Raw genomic sequence first — 18,686 nt, forward strand, 5'->3', positions numbered from 1 at the left:
TGTGAGAGAAAACGATTTCGTCATCAGTTAAATAGAAAACATTTAAGCTAACTTATTGAAAAGTATGGTTTTAACATGTTTTTAACTAAGTTTTTTGCCAAAAGATTTTCTAGGGTAGATTGTGATTTAAAGGGAAAAGCGTAAATTAAACCTTGTCGGCAGGAAGCAGACATGGAACAGGAAAGCACCAAGGATTTGGTTATCGTCAGGAAGACGATTTGGTTATTCAGGATGAATGATCAAGCAAGGAGCGTAGGACATTGTAAGGACACAATCATCAATAGGATGTTGATGACTAAGGATAGACAATGGACCCCTCATAGGATTGAGGTAGGGACAGCATCAGGATGATGCAAGGGACACCGCTCAAGGAACAAGTGATGTGCGCTAACGGGGAATGTTAGCTATCAGGATGATAAGGACACCGCTAGGACGGCGACGTAAGGACTAAGCTGACGGAATCAGCCACTATTATGGATGATGCATGGAGCACTAATTAGTAGCCGGACTGCTGCGAGTAAGACTATGACCCCGATACGCTTGTGTCGGGGTCTTTCTTATTTAAGCCCTTTCATATTTTGGGATGATTGAAAGTGGCAATATCACATTATTTATAAATTCCTCATAACACTGAATAAAAAACAATCCAGATCAATATCCTTTCCAATCAGTTGGTTTAACTTTCGGCTTCTCAAAAAGGCGTTATGTGCCGCATAACATGTTCAAAGCTATTGAACTTTTGTTATGTGGATAAATTAAGTTTGCTGTAATCAAGGAACAGATGTGACCATAGTAACCAGAAGAATGCTTCTTCTACCCTACAATGAGTCGTTGCAACTAGAGTTCGTGATGTTAAATTGCTGTGCTAAAAATCGCGCAGAGATGAATGGACCTCATACGGTGTCTTCTGCCAAACAACTGTTTGAGAAGATTCTGGATGATGAGAATGTCCACAGTATGGCGGTGCTTGAAAGTACCAGCCGTGATTATATGGGACACGTGTTCATTTCAAACCTAGATCATGAACCTGAGCTAGGGTTTATCTTTGATAAAGCTTATTGGGGTAAAGGGTTAGCGACAGAAGCGCTAAAGGCGTTTTTCCCGAAAGCATGCCGTGAGCTTGGGCTACACAAAGTCAAAGCAAATGTGAATAGCCATCACAAAGCATCCATGGCAGTACTGGAAAAACTAGGATTTATAAAGACGAGAGAGAGCAAGGACCTTTACGGCCCTTACTTTGAAATGGAATTTACAAGCGATGTGGCGGTAGGTGAAAGTTCAGCGGCCTAAACCCGATCATCGTCAATTCACCTTGGTAGCAATCATCACCAAGAGATGAAAACTCAAATTGATACACTGTATGCCAACGCCAGATTCCGTCTGGCGTTTTCAGTTTATGGGCACCAAAAGCGATGCTTACCAGTTGAAGATCTAACTGCTCACATTTACGCGTAATCGCCGCTTTTGCCAACTCTGATTGACGTCGTTGTTGCCAAAACAAAAAGCAGAAAAAGCACAGTCCTAAAATGGCCAATAGGTCACCGATCATCCCTAATCCTTCATTATCCCTTTGTTGCTTGCTGCAGTTTCACCAATGCAGTCGCTAGCTCTTCCGATGGGCTAGAGTGCAGCAAAGGCAGCAATACCATTCTTAGCTCTGGCAGCATAACTAAATCGGCAAATAGCTGATTAAATAAAGCCTGATTACCAGTTTGTGCGAGGCGCAATAAAAATTGTTCAGCAATGCTAGCATCAGCCAGTAGGTGCCACGTACGACCTGCAATACCGATTAGTACTTCTTGGTGGCTTAAGCGTGGGCTTTGTAAAATTGCCTTCAAGATTGGCAAGGAAATCTCGGTTGGTGCGCCTGCTAGAGAGCGGATTAAAGCTGAGAGTAAGAATAGATCGGGCTCGTTACTTTCGATCTCTTGCTGCGCTTTCTCTGCAATGCGCTCAGCCAAACGTTCTTGCAAATCAACATGCTCTAACGCACCAAGTAGGGCGTATAGTGGTTCATTGGGTAAGTAGTTAAGGGCTTTACGCAAAGTCACGGCATTTTGCACTTTACCCAGACGAGCTGCCATATCAGTAATACCTTGCAGACCAACTGTTTGCCAGTTTTCCCAGCCTAAACCGCCCGTAAAGTAGTGCTGAGTATGCTCGTAGTATTGGCTGGTGGGTAAGTCCAAGTTTGCGCGAACTTGGCTATGGAAGACTGCCATCTTTTCTTCTGCGGGTTTGAAGGTGTATGGGTTGTTAGAGAGCTTTTGTTGCTGCTCTTCTGTCATTTCTTCACTTAGGCGAGTCCCCATCGCTTCTACGACGTATTTAATGAAGTTGCCAATATCCGCTTGCTTTAGCAGACCTCGCTCATCCAGCTCGAACTTTAAGAACCAAATCCAAGGTTGCTTTTGCTCATTCCAGTATGCGATCGCCAAGTGTGCTTTTCGCTGCATTGGGAATGGGTATGGGCATTGACCTTTTTCCACGTCAGCAAATACTTGTGGCTCGATGGTCTTGATACGACGACCAAGGTCGAAGATTTGATACTCACACTGACTGTTGCTTAGCAACTGAGTGAGGGTTTGAATGTTTTCCATTAAATACGACATCCTAATGTTCTTTTCACAAGAAATGGTATCATTCTTGGCTAATTCAAGGTTCGAGACGGAATTAATGGCAACAAACATCCAATTGGTCGACTTACTTCAACAACTTGAGGCACAACTGCAGCATCATGAGTTGTGGCAACAAACTATGCCCTCTGCAGAAGCGCTACAGAGTACAGAACCTTTCGCGATTGACACGCTGCATCCACATGAGTGGTTACAATGGATCTTTATTGCCCGTATGCGTGCGTTAGTTGAAGATAATCAACCTTTACCTCGAGGCTTTTCTATCGAGCCGTATTTTGCAGAAGTATGGAAACAAGAGCCGCATTACGCCGAGCTACTGGTAACCATTCGAACCATCGACGAACTATGTAAGTAACCTCAATGTCAGAACAAGAAACATCACCATCGGTTGAGCCAGTGGTACTAGAGATCGTTTATCAGGACGAGTATTTTGTCGCGGTTAATAAACCTGCGGGTATGTTGGTACACCGAAGTTGGTTGGATAAGCACGAAACTCAGTTCGTGATGCAAACATTGCGCGATCAAATTGGTCAGCATGTTTTTCCATTGCACCGGTTGGACCGCCCAACTTCAGGTGTACTGGTTTTTGCTTTATCCAGTGAAGTCGCATCGCAAGTGATGCCTATGTTTGCTGAGCATAAAATGGAGAAAACCTATCATGCAATTGTTCGAGGCTGGATTGAAGAAGAAGGTGTTCTTGATTACGCCTTGAAAGTTGAGCTTGATAAGATCGCTGATAAGTTCGCTTCACAAGAGAAAGAAGCGCAAGACGCCGTAACGGCATACAAACCGTTAGCGAAAGTGGAAGTGCCATACTCTACGGGTAAGTTTCCAACTACACGCTACTGTTTGATGGAGATGAAGCCAAAGACAGGGCGTAAGCATCAATTGCGTCGCCACATGGCGCACCTGCGTCATCCAATTGTTGGGGATACGACGCATGGTGACGGTAAACACAACAAACTTTATCGCACGGAATTTGATTCCCATCGCTTATTGTTGCATGCATCAGTGCTGCGCTTTGTGCATCCGTTCACTGATGAAGAAATCGTGATGAAAGCCAATATCGATGAGACTTGGCAGCAGTTGTTTGCTCGATTTACATGGGATGAATCGTTGGTAAGATAAACGGCTATCTTTATTAAGTCGAAAGATAGGAGGGGTGGTATATACCCAAGTAACCTCAAGATGCTAGGTTCAGCGAGACTGACTTGGTTTGTAGACGCGGCGGCGATTTAAAGGTTTAGTGGGTCTAAATCAAGAATCGGCAACAAAGTATACAAGCCAAGGCAGCTCGCCCTTTGGGAGCGTGTCATTGACCCGATTGCTGCGTCAAACAACTTGGAAAGAGCTGGCTATTACACTGCATTGTTTTCCTTGCTCTCGAATCAATGACAACACTCTGAATCCTGCATCTTGAAGTCACTTGGGTATATGTATCACCCCCTTTTTTATTCTTGAGGAATTGAGCGGACTACTTGAGTTTTTCCAGATCCGCTTCGATCTCGGCGATCTTGCTTGAAACCACCTTTTCTAGATGACGAAGATCAGAAAGTATCTTCTCTTTCACATCCACTTCAGCCACTTTCACAGGTTTGGTTATCTTGTTCAGCTCATCGATCACAAGCGTCAGGTTGCGGTTGATCTCCGTGACCTCTTTGTACTTGTGACTGCCACTGTCGACCAGTACATTTTTAACTTGGCGCGGGTATTTGAACTTAACACTTTTCGCGAAGAACTCGCCTTTCTGTTTGTGAAAGTAGATCTTTAGGACGTCTTTGTGTGCTTCTTGTCGCAGGGAGTAACGTTCAATCTGTTTCGGGTCATGGATGCCCAAACCAGTGAGGTGTGGATACATAGGCTACCTCTATCTAATAACTAGAATTAGTTTCCGTATAACTGTAGCAGCCCATTAATGAGCTAGATAGCTGATATTTAGCCAAATTGCTCAACTTGTGGGCAAGATCGCTATCGTTCTTGCCCACGTTAGTTATTGATGAAAGGAAGGTTTCTCTTAAGCTGAGACTGGCTCAGACAAATTCTCAATCAACTTCTCACGCAGTTCTGCTTGCTGTTCCTCGCTTAGCCTACCACCCGCTTCACTGGTTAGAATGAACAAGTCTTCTGCTCGTTCACCAATGGTGGTAATTTTCGCAGCGTGGAGGTTAATTCCCAAGTCAGCAAATGTACGACCAACTTTGGCCAGAAGCCCCGGAGTATCTAGAGCGACAAACTCCATCAAAGTGCGTTTCTTACTCTTGGTTGGCAGGAAGTCGACTTTGGTTTTTACATTAAAATGCTGAAGTTTATTCGGTGTGCGACGTGTTTTGATCTTGGTTGGGCGACCATCTTCCAATACATGAGTAATGTGCTTAGTAACGGCTCCGTGGCGACCTTCTTCAATCGCTTTGCCATGTTGGTCAAGAACCATAAAAGTATCGAGTACATAGCCATCTTTACTGGTCATGATTTGTGCGTCGTGCACGTTGAAGTTACGACGGTCTAACTCAGCAACAACGGTAGCAAACAACGCGGGTTGGTCTGGGCTGTAAACGAATACTTCGGTACCACCTCGTGTCGCTTTTTTACTGATAAGTACCAGTGGCTTTGCTGGGTCTTCCATACGCAGCAAATTCTCGCAATGCCACGCAATTTGCTTATGGGTGTGACGCAAGAAGTAATCAGCTTTAAAGCGCTGCCACAGCACCTCAATTTCTCGTGCCGAGAAGCCCTCTTTACGTAGTAGGGCAGACGCCATTTGTTGATTATGGCGAATACGTTCACGCACATCGACGGGATTTTCTAAGCCGCGACGCAGTGCACGTTGGGTGGAATAGAACAATTCCGCGAGCAAGGTGCGTTTCCAACTATTCCAAAGCTCTGGGTTAGTTGCGCAGATATCGGCTACCGTTAGACAAACAAGATACTCAAGGTACTCTTCATCACGTACTTGCTTGGCGAATTCTGTGATCACATCTGGATCGTAAATATCACGGCGTTGTGCAGTCACCGACATTAATAGGTGATGCCTTACCAGCCAGCTTACTAATTTCGCCTCTGGTTTAGACAAACCGTGTTCAATACAGAAGTCGTACGCTTCACCTTCGCCTATCACCGAATGGTCACCACCTCTGCCTTTGCCAATATCATGGAAAATCGCGGCTAGGATAAGCAGCTCTTTCTTTTGAATGCGAGGGTAAACCTCACAGCAAATCGGATGCTTACTGTGGTTCTCTGCGTAGCTGAAGGTATTAATGTGTTTGAGCAGGCGAATACTGTGCTCATCTACGGTATACACATGGAATAGGTCGAACTGCATCTGACCGACAATTTGGCTCCATTGTGGAAGGTATGCCGCGAGGACACCAAGCTTGTGCATCAGACTGAACGCTTTATGTAGGGCGTTCGGGTGGCGACACAATGCCATAAACTTTTCACGCGCTTCTGGCATGGTGTGTAAGAATTTATTCAATCGACGACGCGCAGTACGCAACTGACGCAATGTTGGTGGGCTAACCCCTTCGATGCTTGAATCATTGGCAATATGCAGAAACATATCCAGAATCGTCTCTGGGCGAGCTTGGAACAAAGCGGGCTTACGTGCCTCAATTAAGGCGCCACGACGTTGGAAGTCTTCATCAATGATTTCTGCATCTTCTGTTGCACCACCATTGATGATGGCTTGATCGAACAGCTTGAGTAGCATCTTATTGAGCTCTGCCACACGTCGAAGGGTACGGTAGAACTCTTTCATCATCATTTCGACGCCGCGATTACCTTCACCCACATAGCCAAGGTGCTCCGCGACCTGCGCTTGGTGGGCAAAGGTCAAACGGTTGTCGTAACGTCGTAGTTCAATATGCAGCGCAAAACGCACGCGCCACAGGAAATCCTGACATTCAACCAACTCACGGTATTCGGCATCTGTTAAGAATCCGTAGCGGCTCATCTCCAACAATGAAGTCGCGCCGAAGTGACGGCGTGCCACCCAACTTAATGTATGAATGTCACGTAGACCACCTGGTGTGGATTTGATGTCTGGTTCAAGATTGTAGGTCGTGTCATGGTACCGAGCATGGCGTTCGCGCTGTTCTTGAATTTTGGCTCGATAAAAGGTCTCGCTTGGCCAGAAAGAATCAGATAGCACCACTTTCTTCAGCGCTTGGAAGGTGTCTTCACTGCCACAGAGCAAACGAGCTTCTTGTAAATTGGTGGCGACAGTTAAATCTGAACGCCCAATTTCAGCACACTCCTCGACAGTACGAACCGCATGACCTACTTCAAGGCGTAAATCCCACAGTAGCGTAATGAACTCACTGATTTTGGCTTCTAGTGCATTAGGCAGTTTGTTGTTCGACAGAATCAAAATGTCGATGTCGGAAAGAGGGTGCAATTCACCACGACCATAACCACCTACCGCGACCAGAGAAATATTATGGATGTCTTTAAAACCAAAGTGTTGCCACAAACGATTGAGGAGTAAGTCCATGTACTCGGCTCGTGACAAAACAAGGTTGGTCACAGGGTGGTGCTGTAGAAATTCTTCTTTTTGGTATGAACTGAATTTTTCAAGTTCTTGCTTAAGTTCTCCGATATTGATTTGTTCATCGGTAAACGTAAGAGGAGACTGAAGGGTCATATTTGCTATCCGTGCAAGCTAAACTATTAGCAATCTAACAAATTTGAAGCAGATAAAAAATATCCCCGCATGAGCGGGGATAGGGAAAGTGATGGGCGATTAAACGTTTTTCATCATACGTGGAATGGTATCGTCGCTACGAAGTGTAAGCACTTCACAACCTTCTTTAGTTACCACGATAGTGTGTTCCCACTGCGCTGAGTTTTTACCGTCGCCGGTGTAAACTGTCCAATCGTCTTGCGCGTCAACAGTACAGCCAAATTTACCCGCGTTTATCATTGGTTCAATCGTAAAGCACATGCCTTCTTTTAGTACACGGCGGTCTTTGTTCTTGTAGTGAACCACTTGTGGCTCTTCGTGGAACTCATCACCGATGCCGTGACCACAGAAGTCTTTAACAATAGAGAACTTGTTACGTGGGTTGTTCTTGTTGTTTTCTTTAATGTACTTCTCGATTGCAGTACCGATGTCACCAACAGTTGCACCAGGCTTAACTTGACGCATACCGATGTAAAGTGACTCTTGTGCAACCATACATAGACGCTTGTTTGCTGGTGAAACATCACCAACTAGGAACATCTTAGACGTATCACCGTGGTAGCCTTGTGGACGAACGCTTAGGTCTGCGTTTTCATCGTTTGGAATAATCACTGTGATATCGACGTTGATGATGTCACCGTCTTTTAGGACCGCAGGTTTCATTTGACCGTTAGCACCCTTTTCATCTTGGGTTGCCGGTATACCGTGACAAACGATGTGGTTGATCGACGTACAGATTGATTTAGGGAATCCATGGTAATCAAGCGGTGCAGAGTAAGCGCCTCTCTCTAGAGCGTAATCGTGACAGATTTGGTTTAGCTCTTCTGTTGTCACACCTGCTTTGATGTGCGGTTCGATCATTTCTAGAACTTCTGCGGCTAGCTTGCCCGCAATGCGCATGCGTTCGATTTCTTCAGCAGTTTTAATCTTGATTGACATTGGCTTTCTCTACTTATTCGTAAGCACGCAAACGTGCGAATGCGCGCATTCTATCAGATATCGAGTGGCTAACCCAAGCCAGTTAAGAATATGAGTCATTCTTACTTGTAGTTTAGTTATGTAATTAAAGAGAGAGTAGGGGGGACTGTGATAGGTAAATTAGAATGGTAAGAAACAATTTTTACTAGCCATGTTGGGCTAAAATATGGTATAAAGCGCGCCGGAATCGAGGACTGTTCTCTTTACTTTTCGTTAGAGAAGTGGCGAAGCAGGCTTCTTCCGATTAACTTTTTATCTTTAAATCACACACATTCCGTCACATGTTCCGGGGTGCTGAGCAGAAGCTTGGTCGGAATTATGGGGGATGTGGAGGCCTAACCCCATAGAGGATTTTAAAATGGCAACTGTATCAATGCGCGATATGCTGAAAGCTGGTGTTCACTTCGGTCACCAAACTCGTTACTGGAACCCAAAAATGAAGCCATTCATCTTTGGTGCTCGTAACCGCGTTCACATCATCAACCTAGAAAAAACTGTACCAATGTTCAATGAAGCTCTAGCTGAGCTTGCTAAAATTGGCGAGAAAAAAGGTAAAGTTCTTTTCGTAGGTACTAAGCGCGCTGCATCTGAAGCTGTTAAAGAAGCTGCAATCGCAAGCAACCAATACTACGTAAACAACCGTTGGTTGGGCGGCATGCTAACGAACTACAAAACAGTTCGTCAGTCTATCAAGCGTCTAAAAGATTTCGAAGCACAGTCTCAAGACGGTACTTTCGACAAGCTAACTAAGAAAGAAGCTCTAATGCGCACTCGTGAAATGGAGAAGCTAGAGAAATCTCTTGGTGGTATCAAAGATATGGGCGGTCTACCAGACGCTCTATTCGTAATCGACGCTGATCACGAGCACATTGCAATTAAAGAAGCTAACAACCTAGGTATTCCAGTATACGCTGTGGTAGATACTAACTCTAACCCAGACGGCGTTGACTACATCATCCCAGGTAACGACGACGCGATCCGCGCAGTTCAACTATACCTAAACGCTGCTGCATCTGCAGTAACTGAAGGTCGCAACAAAGACGTTGCAGCAGTTGCTGAAAAAGACGGTTTCGTAGAAGCTGAATAATAGCGGCTCTGTGTCACACTTAGTCTATGTGAAACCTTGTTGTAGCATAGACTGAGTTATAGTTAGCAATGGGGGCCGACAATGTAGGCCCCTGTTTTTTACCTTATTTCGAATCAAACGAGGAATAGAGAATGGCAACTGTAACTGCTGCTCTAGTTAAAGAACTTCGCGAGCGCACTGGCGCTGGCATGATGGAATGTAAGAAAGCGCTTGTAGAAGCAAACGCTGACATCGAACTAGCAATTGAAAACATGCGTAAATCAGGCGCAGCGAAAGCAGCTAAAAAAGCTGGTAACGTTGCAGCTGAAGGCGCAATCATCATCAAAGAAGAAAACGGCGTTGCTGTTCTTCTTGAAGTTAACTGCCAAACTGACTTCGTTGCTAAAGACGGTAACTTCACTGCATTCGCAGACAAAGTAGCACTTGACGCTCTAGCGACTAAAGCTACTGCTGAAGAGCTAGTTGCTAAGTTCGAAGAAGAGCGCGTAGCTCTAGTTGCTAAAATCGGCGAAAACATCAACATCCGTCGCGTTGCATACGTAGAAGGTACTGCTATCGCTTCTTACCGTCACGGTGAGAAAATCGGTGTTGTTGTTGCTGGTGAAGGCGACGCAGAAACTCTTAAGCACGTTGCAATGCACGTTGCTGCTTCTAAGCCAGAGTTCGTTAACCCAGAAGACGTTCCAGCTGACGTAGTTGCTAAAGAGAAAGAAGTTCAAGTTGAAATCGCTATGAACGAAGGCAAGCCACAAGAGATCGCTGAGAAAATGGTTATCGGCCGCATGAAGAAATTCACTGGCGAAATCTCTCTAACTGGTCAAGCTTTCATCATGGAACCTAAGAAATCTGTTGGCGAAATGCTAAAAGAGAAAGGTGCATCAGTATCGACTTTCGTTCGTCTAGAAGTAGGTGAAGGTATCGAGAAAGCGGCTGAAATGAGCTTCGCTGAAGAAGTAGCACTAGCTCAAAAAGGTTAATCCTTAGAGATTTGTGCAAAGATTAGACCGTGGCCTTGGCTGCGGTCTTTTTACGAAAAGAGCGGCAAAAAATTAGCCGTGATGAATAGTCATCAGCAAACTTGTGTCTATTCATGACTGTTAATCGACAACTCTCTTTTGGAAGGTAAACTCCATGACTACGAACCCTAAACCAGCATATCAACGTATTCTATTAAAACTGAGTGGTGAAGCTCTTCAAGGCGAAGAAGGTTTCGGTATTGACCCAGCGGTTCTTGACCGTATGGCTCAAGAGGTTAAAGAGCTGGTTGAACTGGGTGTTCAAGTTGGTGTGGTAATCGGTGGTGGTAACCTGTTCCGTGGCGCTGGTCTTGCGGAAGCTGGTATGAACCGCGTAGTAGGCGACCACATGGGTATGCTTGCAACGGTAATGAACGGTTTGGCAATGCGTGACGCACTTCACCGTGCATACGTAAACGCTCGTGTAATGTCTGCAATTCCTCTAAAAGGTGTGTGTGACGACTACAATTGGGCAGACGCTATCCGCGAACTTCGTCAAGGCCGAGTGGTAATCTTCTCTGCAGGTACTGGTAACCCATTCTTCACAACAGATTCAGCGGCGTGTCTACGTGGTATCGAAATTGAAGCTGACGTAGTTCTAAAAGCAACGAAAGTTGATGGCGTATTTACTGCAGACCCAGTAGCAAACCCAGACGCAGAGCTGTATGATAAGCTATCTTACGCAGAAGTTCTGGATAAAGAGCTGAAAGTAATGGACTTGGCAGCGTTCACTCTAGCTCGTGACCACAAAATGCCAATCCGTGTATTTAACATGAACAAGCCAGGCGCACTACGTCGCGTGGTTATGGGTGAAGCTGAAGGCACGCTGATCAACGCTGACGCATAATCCTAAACGCCATCCACGCTAGGTTGGATGGCGTTTCGCTTTGCTCAACCCTTTTAGGCTTTCTTCAGGAAAGATGACATTTTTAAGGTGAAACCGTGATTAACGAAATCAATAAAGACGCGCAAGAGCGCATGGACAAAAGCGTTGAAGCGCTAAAGAACAACCTTTCTAAAGTTCGTACTGGCCGCGCGCACCCAAGCCTACTATCTGGTATCTCTGTAGAGTACTACGGTGCTGCTACTCCTCTTAACCAAGTAGCAAACGTTGTTGCTGAAGACGCTCGTACTCTAGCAATCACAGTTTTCGACAAAGAGCTTACTCAAAAAGTTGAGAAAGCAATCATGATGTCAGATCTTGGTCTAAACCCAATGTCTGCTGGCACAATCATCCGTGTTCCACTTCCACCGCTAACAGAAGAGCGTCGTAAAGACCTAGTTAAGATCGTTCGTGGTGAAGCTGAAGGCGCACGTGTTGCAGTTCGTAACATCCGTCGTGACGCAAACAGCGACCTAAAAGGTCTTCTAAAAGATAAAGAAATCTCTGAAGACGAAGATCGCAAAGCACAAGACGAGATCCAAAAACTGACAGACGTTGCAGTTAAGAAGATCGACGAAGTTCTTGCTGCAAAAGAAAAAGAGTTGATGGAAGTTTAATACTCCCACCCACATCACTGTTGGAAAACGCTGTGCTCACAGTGCAGCGTTTTTTTGTGTTAGTCTATCCAACTGATGGAACTCAATTAACTCCCTATGCAAAATTCTCAAGCCTTCTCTGATTCCCTCCCTAAGCATATTGCCATCATCATGGACGGTAATGGTCGTTGGGCTAAGTCCAAAGGAAAACCTCGCGTATTCGGTCATAAAAAAGGCGTTAGCGCCGTTCGTAAGACCGTTGCAGCCGCTTCTAAACTCGGCATTAAAGCCATGACCTTATTCGCTTTTAGCAGCGAAAATTGGCGTCGACCTGAAGAAGAGGTGGGGCTACTGATGGAGCTGTTCATTTCTGTTTTATCGAGCGAAGTAAAAAAGCTGCATAAAAACAATTTACGCTTGCGCGTTATTGGCGATACCAGCCGTTTTAGCGAGCGCTTACAAGGTAAAATTGTCGAAGCAGAAGCACTGACGGCGAACAACACGGGAATGGTGATCAACATTGCTGCTAACTATGGCGGTAAATGGGACATCACAGAGGCGGCAAAAACGTTAGCGCTCAAAGCTCGCAACGGTGAGATCCGTGTAGAGGATATCAACGAGCAGTTAATTTCCCAGCATTTGACTATGTCAGACTTACCTGAAGTGGATCTATTGATTCGTACGAGTGGTGAGTGCCGCATCAGTAACTTTATGCTGTGGCAAATGGCGTATGCAGAAATGTACTTTACTCCCGAGTACTGGCCAGAGTTTGACGAAGACAGCTTAGTAGAGGCTGTGACTTGGTTTATTAACCGAGAGCGTCGTTTTGGTTGTACTGGTGAACAAGTAAAGGCATTAATGGCTGCTCAATAAGGACTAGTTAGTTTGAAACAGAGAATAATAACAGCACTAATTTTAGCTCCCCTGGTTATTTTAGGTATTTTTAAATTACCCCTAATTGGCTTCATTATCGCTTTGACTGCGGTAACGCTATTAGGCTTTTGGGAGTGGACCCAGTTTACAGAAAGCAATTCACGTATTGCTGCGCTTGTTCCGGCAGCCGTTGTAACCGGACTAAGTTTTCTATTCATTTCGCCAGACGCAACCAGCTTAAATCAACTAGCAATGCCACACTACGCAGTATTATCGCTTGGCTTTGTATGGTGGATTATCGCAAGTGGGATGGCTATCACTTACCCTAAAACCACCAATTTATGGCAAGGTAGCAAAGCTCTTCGTCATGTATTCGGTTTTCTAACATTGATCCCTTTTCTTTGGAGTGTGATCATTCTTAGAGCTTCTGATATTTCAGTAGATCCATACCACGGCGCAAAACTTGTGCTGTACGTTTGCTTCTTGGTATGGGCTGCAGACAGCGGCGCTTACTTTGCTGGTAAAAGCATGGGTAAACGCAAAATGGCGCCTCATGTGAGCCCAAATAAGACAATTGAAGGTTTGGTTGGTGGCATCATCGCAGCATTAGTTGTCGGATGGTTATTCGCAGGTTGGTTCGATATCCAATTCACCAGCCCACTTCATATGGTGATGATTACTCTGATTACTGTTGTGATATCTGTTCTTGGTGACTTAGTTGAAAGCATGTTCAAACGTGTTTCAGGTATCAAGGACAGCAGCAACATCATTCCGGGACACGGTGGCATTCTTGACCGTATCGACAGCCTAACTGCTGCATTCCCAGTATTTGCTCTTCTTTACTACGTATTCTAATTTATCGGGAGCGGCATCGTCGCTCCTGAATTTTTCTAACGGTCTTACATCATGCAAAAGTTAACGATTCTTGGTGCAACAGGCTCAATTGGTGCAAGCACACTAAAAGTGGTTGAACAAAACCCTGAGCTGTTTTCTATCGTCGCATTAGCGGCAAGCACGAACGTTGAAAAGATGGTCGCACTTTGTCGCAAATGGCAACCTAAGTACGCGGTAATGGCGGATAAAGCGGCGGCTGTGGCTCTACAAAGTGAGCTAGCTTCAGTTTCTCCAAGCACAGAAGTGTTAGGTGGTGTTGATGCGCTTTGCCATGTGTCTGCGTTAGAGGAAGTGGATAGCGTAATGGCAGCAATCGTCGGTGCCGCAGGCCTGTTACCAACGATGGCAGCGGTAAAAGCGGGCAAGCGAGTGCTGTTAGCGAACAAAGAAGCGCTAGTGATGTCAGGTCAACTGTTTATTGATGCGGTTGCAGAACATGGTGCAGAGCTGCTTCCCGTCGACAGTGAACACAACGCTATTTTCCAATGTCTTCCGCAACAAGTTCAAACCAACTTGGGTCGTTGCAATCTTGAAGAGCATGGTATTTCTTCGATTCTTCTTACCGGATCAGGCGGTCCATTCCGCTATACCGATATTGCAGAGTTAGAAAACGTAACCCCAGCGCAAGCTATTGCTCATCCGAACTGGTCAATGGGACCAAAAATCTCGGTTGATTCTGCAACCATGATGAACAAAGGCCTCGAATACATTGAAGCGAAATGGTTATTTAATGCCGCTCGCGAGCAGTTAAAAGTGATCATTCACCCTCAGTCGGTTATTCATTCTATGGTGCAATATCGTGATGGCTCTGTGTTAGCGCAAATGGGGGAGCCTGACATGGCAACACCAATCGCATTGACAATGTCTTACCCATCGCGTGTGGATGCTGGGGTGAAACCACTCGATTTTACTCAAGTTGGAGAATTAACTTTCCTTCAACCTGATTTTGCTCGTTACCCTTGTTTAAAGCTAGCAATTGATGCTTGTTACGAAGGGCAACATGCAACAACGGCATTGAATGCAGCGAACGAAGTTGCTGTTGATGCCTTCTTAAATAACCGCCTTGGTTTCACAGATATCGCTCGCATCAATGAATCAGTTTTGAACAAAATCACTGCAAGCCATACAACTGAGAATGTGAATAGCTTGGAAAGCTTGATAGAGCTAGATAGAATGTCACGAACTATCGCCTTAGACTTTTTACGCGAGCGTAGCTAATGACTGGTATCTTGTGGAATTTGGTTTCTTTTATCGTTGCATTGGGCATTTTAGTTGCCGTGCACGAGTATGGTCACTTTTGGGTCGCGCGTCGTTGTGGTGTAAAAGTTGAAAAGTTTTCCATCGGTTTTGGCAAGTCTATCTGGAGCAAGGTAGGCAAAGATGGAACAGAATACAGCATCTCTATGATCCCTCTGGGTGGCTACGTCAAAATGGTGGATAGCCGTGTTGATGAAGTCCCAGAGCATGAAAAGCACTTAGCTTTCGACCAAAAGCCTTTGTGGAAACGCACGTCCATCGTGGCGGCAGGTCCTATTTTTAACTTCCTTTTTGCCATTGTGGCTTACTGGCTGGTTTTCCTGATCGGTGTTCCAGCGGTTAAACCCGTAATTGGTGAAGTTACGCCCAATTCAATCATTGCAGAAGCAGGAATTGAATCAGGGATGGAACTAAAATCTATCTCAGGCATCAAAACTCCGGACTGGGAATCAGTCAACATGGGATTAGTTTCTCATATTGGTGATGATTCGATGACAGTGACACTCTCTTCTGCAAACGAAGTGGGTTCAGAAGTCACGAAGACACTTGATATCCGTGATTGGAAGTTTGATCCAGAAACACAATCAGCGATGCAATCGTTGGGCTTCAAGCCATATACTCCAGAGATTTTTACGGAGTTAGCGCAAGTAAGCGAAGGTGGTGCTGCAGAGAAAGCAGGTCTGCTAGCTGGCGATAAGATCATTGCGATTAATGGAAATAAGATTTCTAAATGGGATGAAGTGGTAGAAGCCATTCGTTCTAACCCAGATACGCCAATGGAACTGACGGTGTTGCGTCAAGGTGAGGAGCAATCATTCACACTGACACCGGGTAGTCGTGAGCTAGCTAACAAACAAGTCGTTGGCTTTGCGGGTATCGCACCTGAAGTCGCAGAATGGCCAGAAAGTTATCGCTTCGAATTACAGTTTGGTGTATTCGAGTCTATTGGCAAAGCGATTGACAAAACTGGTCAAGTTATTGGACTTACAATCAGTATGCTTAAGAAACTGATTGTAGGTGATGTTGGTCTGAACAATTTGAGTGGACCAATCTCGATTGCCAAAGGAGCAGGGGCGACAGCAGACTACGGTCTGGTTTACTTTTTAGGTTTTCTGGCACTAATTAGTGTTAACCTAGGTATTATTAACCTCGTTCCTTTACCAATGTTGGATGGTGGTCATCTGCTATTTTTCGCAATTGAAGCGGTCATCCGACGCCCAGTTCCTGAGAAAGTACAGGAAATGGGGTATCGAATTGGTGGTGCGATTATCTTCTCGCTCATGGCGTTAGCGCTATTTAATGATTTTACTCGTCTGTGATAGTTCAGAGACAAAAGTAGTAGCAAGGAATAATTAGAACAAGTATGGCGATTAAGCGAATTCTGTTTGCAAGTTTACTGGCGACCAGTGTATCTGCAAATGGAGCAGAGAACTTTGTAGTTAAAGATATTGAAATCGATGGATTGCAGCGCGTCGCACTAGGTGCCGCGTTGCTGAAAATGCCTGTACGTGTCGGTGACACCGTTGACCAAGGCGATGTTGCAGAGATCATTCGTGCATTGTACGCATCGGGTAACTTCGAAGATGTAAAAGTACTGCGTGATGGTGATGTTCTGGTTGTTCAAGTGAAAGAACGTCCAACTATTGCGAGCATCTCATTCTCGGGTAACAAAGCAATCAAGGACGAGCAGCTACAAGAAAACCTGAATGCTTCTGGTGTTCGTGAAGGTGAAGCGCTTGACCGTACAACGCTAAGCAACATCGAAAAAGGTTTGGAAGACTTTTACTACAGTGTTGGTAAATACAACGCAACGGTAAAAGCGGTTGTTACTCCATTGCCTCGTAACCGTTCTGACTTGAAATTCGTCTTCACCGAAGGTGTTTCGGCGAAAATTCAACAAATCAACTTTATCGGCAATGAAGTCTTTTCTGACGAAGAACTTCTTTCTCGTTTCAACCTAAATGTTGATGTGCCATGGTGGAACTTCCTAGCGGACGAAAAATACCAAAAGCAAGTGCTTGCTGGTGATATCGAAGCTCTGAAGTCTTACTACCTAGACCGTGGTTACCTGAAATTTAACGTTGATTCGACACAAGTGGCGATTTCTCCTGACAAAAAAGGCGTATACATTACACTTGGTCTTGAAGAAGGCGACGTTTACACCGTTAAGGACGTAAAATTCCGTGGCAACCTGATTGGTGAAGAGGCGGAATTCGAAAAGCTTGTGCCATTTGAAGATAACGAGACATACAATGGTTCTCGTGTGACTTCGATGGAAGAAGGCATTAAGCGCGTACTTGGTGAATCTGGTTACGCTTACCCACAAGTCAATACCATCCCTGAGTTTGATGACGAGAACAAGCAAGTTTCTTTGATTGTGAACGTTGACCCAGGCAACCGTATTTATGTACGAGATATTCGCTTTACGGGTAACAACTCGACGAAAGATGAAGTATTGCGTCGTGAAATGCGTCAGATGGAAGGTAGCTGGCTAAACTCGAAATCTATCGAAACGGGTAAAACGCGTCTAAACCGTCTTGGCTATTTCGAAAATGTAGAGGTTCAAACGGTCCGTGTACCTGGCAGCGATGACCAAGTTGATCTTGTTTATACCGTAAAAGAGGCTAACTCAGGCAGCGTAAACTTCGGTGTAGGTTACGGTACTGAATCAGGCGTGAGCTTCCAAGTTGGTCTACAACAAGACAACTTTATTGGTAGTGGTAACCGCGTTGGTATTAACGCGATGATGAACGACTACCAGAAAAACGTGAGCTTGGACTACCGTGACCCATACTGGAACCTAGATGGTGTAAGTTTGGGTGGTAAGATCTTCTACGATGAGTTCGAAGCATCTGAAGCGGGTATCGTTGACTATACCAACCAAAGCTATGGTGCAAGTTTGACATGGGGCTTCCCATTTGACGAACTGAACCGCTTTGAGTTCGGTGTTGGTTACACCCACAACAAGATCGGTAACTTGTCACCTTACCTACAGGTAGAACAGTTCCTACAAGCGCAAGCTGACAACATTGATTCTAGCGGCGCATTGAATACTAATGACTTTGACTTCAACATCTCGTGGACACGTAACAACCTGAACCGTGGTTACTTCCCGACAGCAGGTAACCACCAACGTGCATTCTACAAGATGACCGTACCTGGCTCTGACGTTCAATACTTCAAGATGCAGTATGATGTTCGTCAATACGTGCCATTAACCAAGAAGCATGAGTTCACGCTCTTGTTCCGTGGTCGTCTAGGTTATGGTAACGGTTATGGTCAAACGGATGGCAACGATAACTTGTTCCCATTCTACGAAAACTACTACGCAGGTGGTTTTACAACACTACGTGGTTTCGGCTCTAACTCAGTAGGTCCGAAAGCGGTTTACCGTGATTACTCAGGCTCAAACAACGGTGCTGACACCGCAACAGATGATTCTGTTGGTGGTAACGCGGTAGCGCTTGCAAGTATCGAGTTGATCGTACCAACCCCATTTGCTTCGGATGAAGTTCGTAACCAAATTCGTACCAGTATCTTCTTTGATATGGCAAGTGTTTGGGATACGGAATTCGATTACCGCAGTTCTGGTGCTGAATACGGCGACCGTTACTACTACGATTACTCAGATCCAACCAACTACCGTTCATCTTATGGTGCGGCGTTGCAATGGATGTCTCCAATGGGACCACTAGTATTCTCACTAGCGAAACCAATTAAGAAATTTGATGGCGACGATGAAGAGTTCTTCACGTTCACTATCGGTAGAACCTTCTAAAGAGGAAAAT

At 45.1% G+C, this 18,686-nt stretch carries 17 protein-coding genes; 12 read left to right on the forward strand and 5 right to left on the reverse strand.

The window, feature by feature from the left end:
- Nucleotides 1–804 precede the first annotated feature (804 nt).
- A complete protein-coding gene (locus QMY49_RS02140; RefSeq protein WP_005446192.1) occupies nt 805–1,290 on the forward strand; it encodes a GNAT family N-acetyltransferase in 486 nt (161 codons plus the stop codon).
- Here QMY49_RS02140 and QMY49_RS02145 read toward each other — a convergent pair.
- Both QMY49_RS02145 and QMY49_RS02150 read right to left on the reverse strand, forming a co-directional pair.
- On the reverse strand, nt 1,250–1,549 hold the full coding sequence (locus QMY49_RS02145) for a DUF3301 domain-containing protein (protein WP_005446190.1): 300 nt from the start codon (nt 1,547–1,549) through the stop codon (nt 1,250–1,252). The two genes, QMY49_RS02140 and QMY49_RS02145, sit on opposite strands and share 41 nt — an antisense overlap.
- A 13-nt stretch (nt 1,550–1,562) precedes the next feature.
- Nucleotides 1,563–2,600 carry a DUF3549 family protein gene (locus tag QMY49_RS02150; protein WP_274881149.1) on the reverse strand — a complete coding sequence of 346 codons (1,038 nt, stop codon included), beginning with the start codon at nt 2,598–2,600 and terminating at the stop codon, nt 1,563–1,565.
- 76 nt (nt 2,601–2,676) lie between these two features.
- Here QMY49_RS02150 and QMY49_RS02155 point away from each other — a divergent pair, with 76 nt between their 5' ends.
- Together QMY49_RS02155 and truC are read left to right on the forward strand one after the other, a co-directional pair.
- Nucleotides 2,677–2,991: a YqcC family protein gene (locus tag QMY49_RS02155; RefSeq protein WP_009698643.1), complete on the forward strand. Its 315-nt coding sequence runs from the start codon at nt 2,677–2,679 to the stop codon at nt 2,989–2,991.
- Between the two features lie 5 nt (nt 2,992–2,996).
- Entirely contained in the window at nt 2,997–3,764 is a 768-nt protein-coding gene (truC, locus tag QMY49_RS02160) for a tRNA pseudouridine(65) synthase TruC (RefSeq protein WP_283312627.1), read from the forward strand.
- A gap of 346 nt (nt 3,765–4,110) precedes the next feature.
- Here the strand turns inward: truC and QMY49_RS02165 are convergent, their stop codons facing one another.
- From QMY49_RS02165 to map, 3 genes are all read right to left on the reverse strand, one after another.
- Nucleotides 4,111–4,494: a DUF3461 family protein gene (locus QMY49_RS02165; RefSeq protein WP_005436760.1), complete on the reverse strand. Its 384-nt coding sequence runs from the start codon at nt 4,492–4,494 to the stop codon at nt 4,111–4,113.
- A gap of 156 nt (nt 4,495–4,650) precedes the next feature.
- Nucleotides 4,651–7,275 (reverse strand): bifunctional uridylyltransferase/uridylyl-removing protein GlnD, encoded by a 2,625-nt coding sequence (glnD, locus tag QMY49_RS02170; protein ID WP_009701987.1) that lies wholly within the window; start codon nt 7,273–7,275, stop codon nt 4,651–4,653.
- Nucleotides 7,276–7,374: 99 nt separating this feature from the next.
- Nucleotides 7,375–8,253 (reverse strand): type I methionyl aminopeptidase, encoded by an 879-nt coding sequence (gene map, locus QMY49_RS02175; RefSeq protein ID WP_283312631.1) that lies wholly within the window; start codon nt 8,251–8,253, stop codon nt 7,375–7,377.
- Between the two features lie 397 nt (nt 8,254–8,650).
- On the opposite strand from map, the gene rpsB reads away from it, so the two are divergent.
- The 9 genes from rpsB (at nt 8,651) to bamA (ending at nt 18,676) form a co-directional block, all read left to right on the forward strand.
- Entirely contained in the window at nt 8,651–9,379 is a 729-nt protein-coding gene (gene rpsB / locus QMY49_RS02180) for a 30S ribosomal protein S2 (protein ID WP_005446181.1), read from the forward strand.
- Between the two features lie 131 nt (nt 9,380–9,510).
- Nucleotides 9,511–10,356, forward strand: coding sequence for a translation elongation factor Ts (gene tsf / locus QMY49_RS02185; RefSeq protein ID WP_005446179.1), 846 nt, complete (start codon nt 9,511–9,513; stop codon nt 10,354–10,356).
- 154 nt (nt 10,357–10,510) lie between these two features.
- Nucleotides 10,511–11,242 carry a UMP kinase gene (gene pyrH / locus QMY49_RS02190; RefSeq protein ID WP_005446177.1) on the forward strand — a complete coding sequence of 244 codons (732 nt, stop codon included), beginning with the start codon at nt 10,511–10,513 and terminating at the stop codon, nt 11,240–11,242.
- 95 nt (nt 11,243–11,337) lie between these two features.
- Complete coding sequence (gene frr / locus QMY49_RS02195) at nt 11,338–11,895, forward strand: ribosome recycling factor (RefSeq protein ID WP_005446175.1); 558 nt, start codon at nt 11,338–11,340, stop codon at nt 11,893–11,895.
- 96 nt (nt 11,896–11,991) lie between these two features.
- Nucleotides 11,992–12,747, forward strand: coding sequence for an undecaprenyl pyrophosphate synthase (gene uppS / locus QMY49_RS02200; RefSeq protein WP_005446173.1), 756 nt, complete (start codon nt 11,992–11,994; stop codon nt 12,745–12,747).
- Between the two features lie 12 nt (nt 12,748–12,759).
- A complete protein-coding gene (locus tag QMY49_RS02205; protein ID WP_005446172.1) occupies nt 12,760–13,602 on the forward strand; it encodes a phosphatidate cytidylyltransferase in 843 nt (280 codons plus the stop codon).
- Nucleotides 13,603–13,653: 51 nt separating this feature from the next.
- Nucleotides 13,654–14,859: a 1-deoxy-D-xylulose-5-phosphate reductoisomerase gene (gene ispC, locus QMY49_RS02210; RefSeq protein WP_005446171.1), complete on the forward strand. Its 1,206-nt coding sequence runs from the start codon at nt 13,654–13,656 to the stop codon at nt 14,857–14,859.
- The gene (gene rseP, locus QMY49_RS02215; RefSeq protein WP_009698640.1) at nt 14,859–16,217 is read left to right on the forward strand and encodes a sigma E protease regulator RseP; all 1,359 of its coding nucleotides are present in this window, start codon (nt 14,859–14,861) and stop codon (nt 16,215–16,217) included. The genes ispC and rseP overlap by 1 nt, the downstream gene beginning before the upstream one ends.
- A 44-nt stretch (nt 16,218–16,261) precedes the next feature.
- Nucleotides 16,262–18,676: an outer membrane protein assembly factor BamA gene (gene bamA / locus QMY49_RS02220; protein ID WP_005446169.1), complete on the forward strand. Its 2,415-nt coding sequence runs from the start codon at nt 16,262–16,264 to the stop codon at nt 18,674–18,676.
- The last annotated feature ends 10 nt before the right edge of the window (nt 18,677–18,686 follow it).

Source organism: Vibrio harveyi (genome assembly GCF_030060435.1).
GTDB classification, from domain to species: Bacteria; Pseudomonadota; Gammaproteobacteria; order Enterobacterales; family Vibrionaceae; genus Vibrio; species Vibrio harveyi.

Excerpts from the sequence above, each read along its gene's own strand:
- QMY49_RS02140 (WP_005446192.1), top strand. The coding sequence starts at position 805 with ATGCTTCTTCTACCCTACAATGAGTCGTTGCAACTAGAGTTCGTGATG.
- ispC (WP_005446171.1), top strand. The coding sequence starts at position 13,654 with ATGCAAAAGTTAACGATTCTTGGTGCAACAGGCTCAATTGGTGCAAGC.
- QMY49_RS02145 (WP_005446190.1), bottom strand. The coding sequence starts at position 1,549 with ATGATCGGTGACCTATTGGCCATTTTAGGACTGTGCTTTTTCTGCTTT.
- tsf (WP_005446179.1), top strand. The coding sequence starts at position 9,511 with ATGGCAACTGTAACTGCTGCTCTAGTTAAAGAACTTCGCGAGCGCACT.
- uppS (WP_005446173.1), top strand. The coding sequence starts at position 11,992 with ATGCAAAATTCTCAAGCCTTCTCTGATTCCCTCCCTAAGCATATTGCC.
- map (WP_283312631.1), bottom strand. The coding sequence starts at position 8,253 with ATGTCAATCAAGATTAAAACTGCTGAAGAAATCGAACGCATGCGCATT.
- truC (WP_283312627.1), top strand. The coding sequence starts at position 2,997 with ATGTCAGAACAAGAAACATCACCATCGGTTGAGCCAGTGGTACTAGAG.
- QMY49_RS02165 (WP_005436760.1), bottom strand. The coding sequence starts at position 4,494 with ATGTATCCACACCTCACTGGTTTGGGCATCCATGACCCGAAACAGATT.
- glnD (WP_009701987.1), bottom strand. The coding sequence starts at position 7,275 with ATGACCCTTCAGTCTCCTCTTACGTTTACCGATGAACAAATCAATATC.
- QMY49_RS02150 (WP_274881149.1), bottom strand. The coding sequence starts at position 2,600 with ATGGAAAACATTCAAACCCTCACTCAGTTGCTAAGCAACAGTCAGTGT.
- rseP (WP_009698640.1), top strand. The coding sequence starts at position 14,859 with ATGACTGGTATCTTGTGGAATTTGGTTTCTTTTATCGTTGCATTGGGC.
- bamA (WP_005446169.1), top strand. The coding sequence starts at position 16,262 with ATGGCGATTAAGCGAATTCTGTTTGCAAGTTTACTGGCGACCAGTGTA.
- QMY49_RS02155 (WP_009698643.1), top strand. The coding sequence starts at position 2,677 with ATGGCAACAAACATCCAATTGGTCGACTTACTTCAACAACTTGAGGCA.
- rpsB (WP_005446181.1), top strand. The coding sequence starts at position 8,651 with ATGGCAACTGTATCAATGCGCGATATGCTGAAAGCTGGTGTTCACTTC.
- pyrH (WP_005446177.1), top strand. The coding sequence starts at position 10,511 with ATGACTACGAACCCTAAACCAGCATATCAACGTATTCTATTAAAACTG.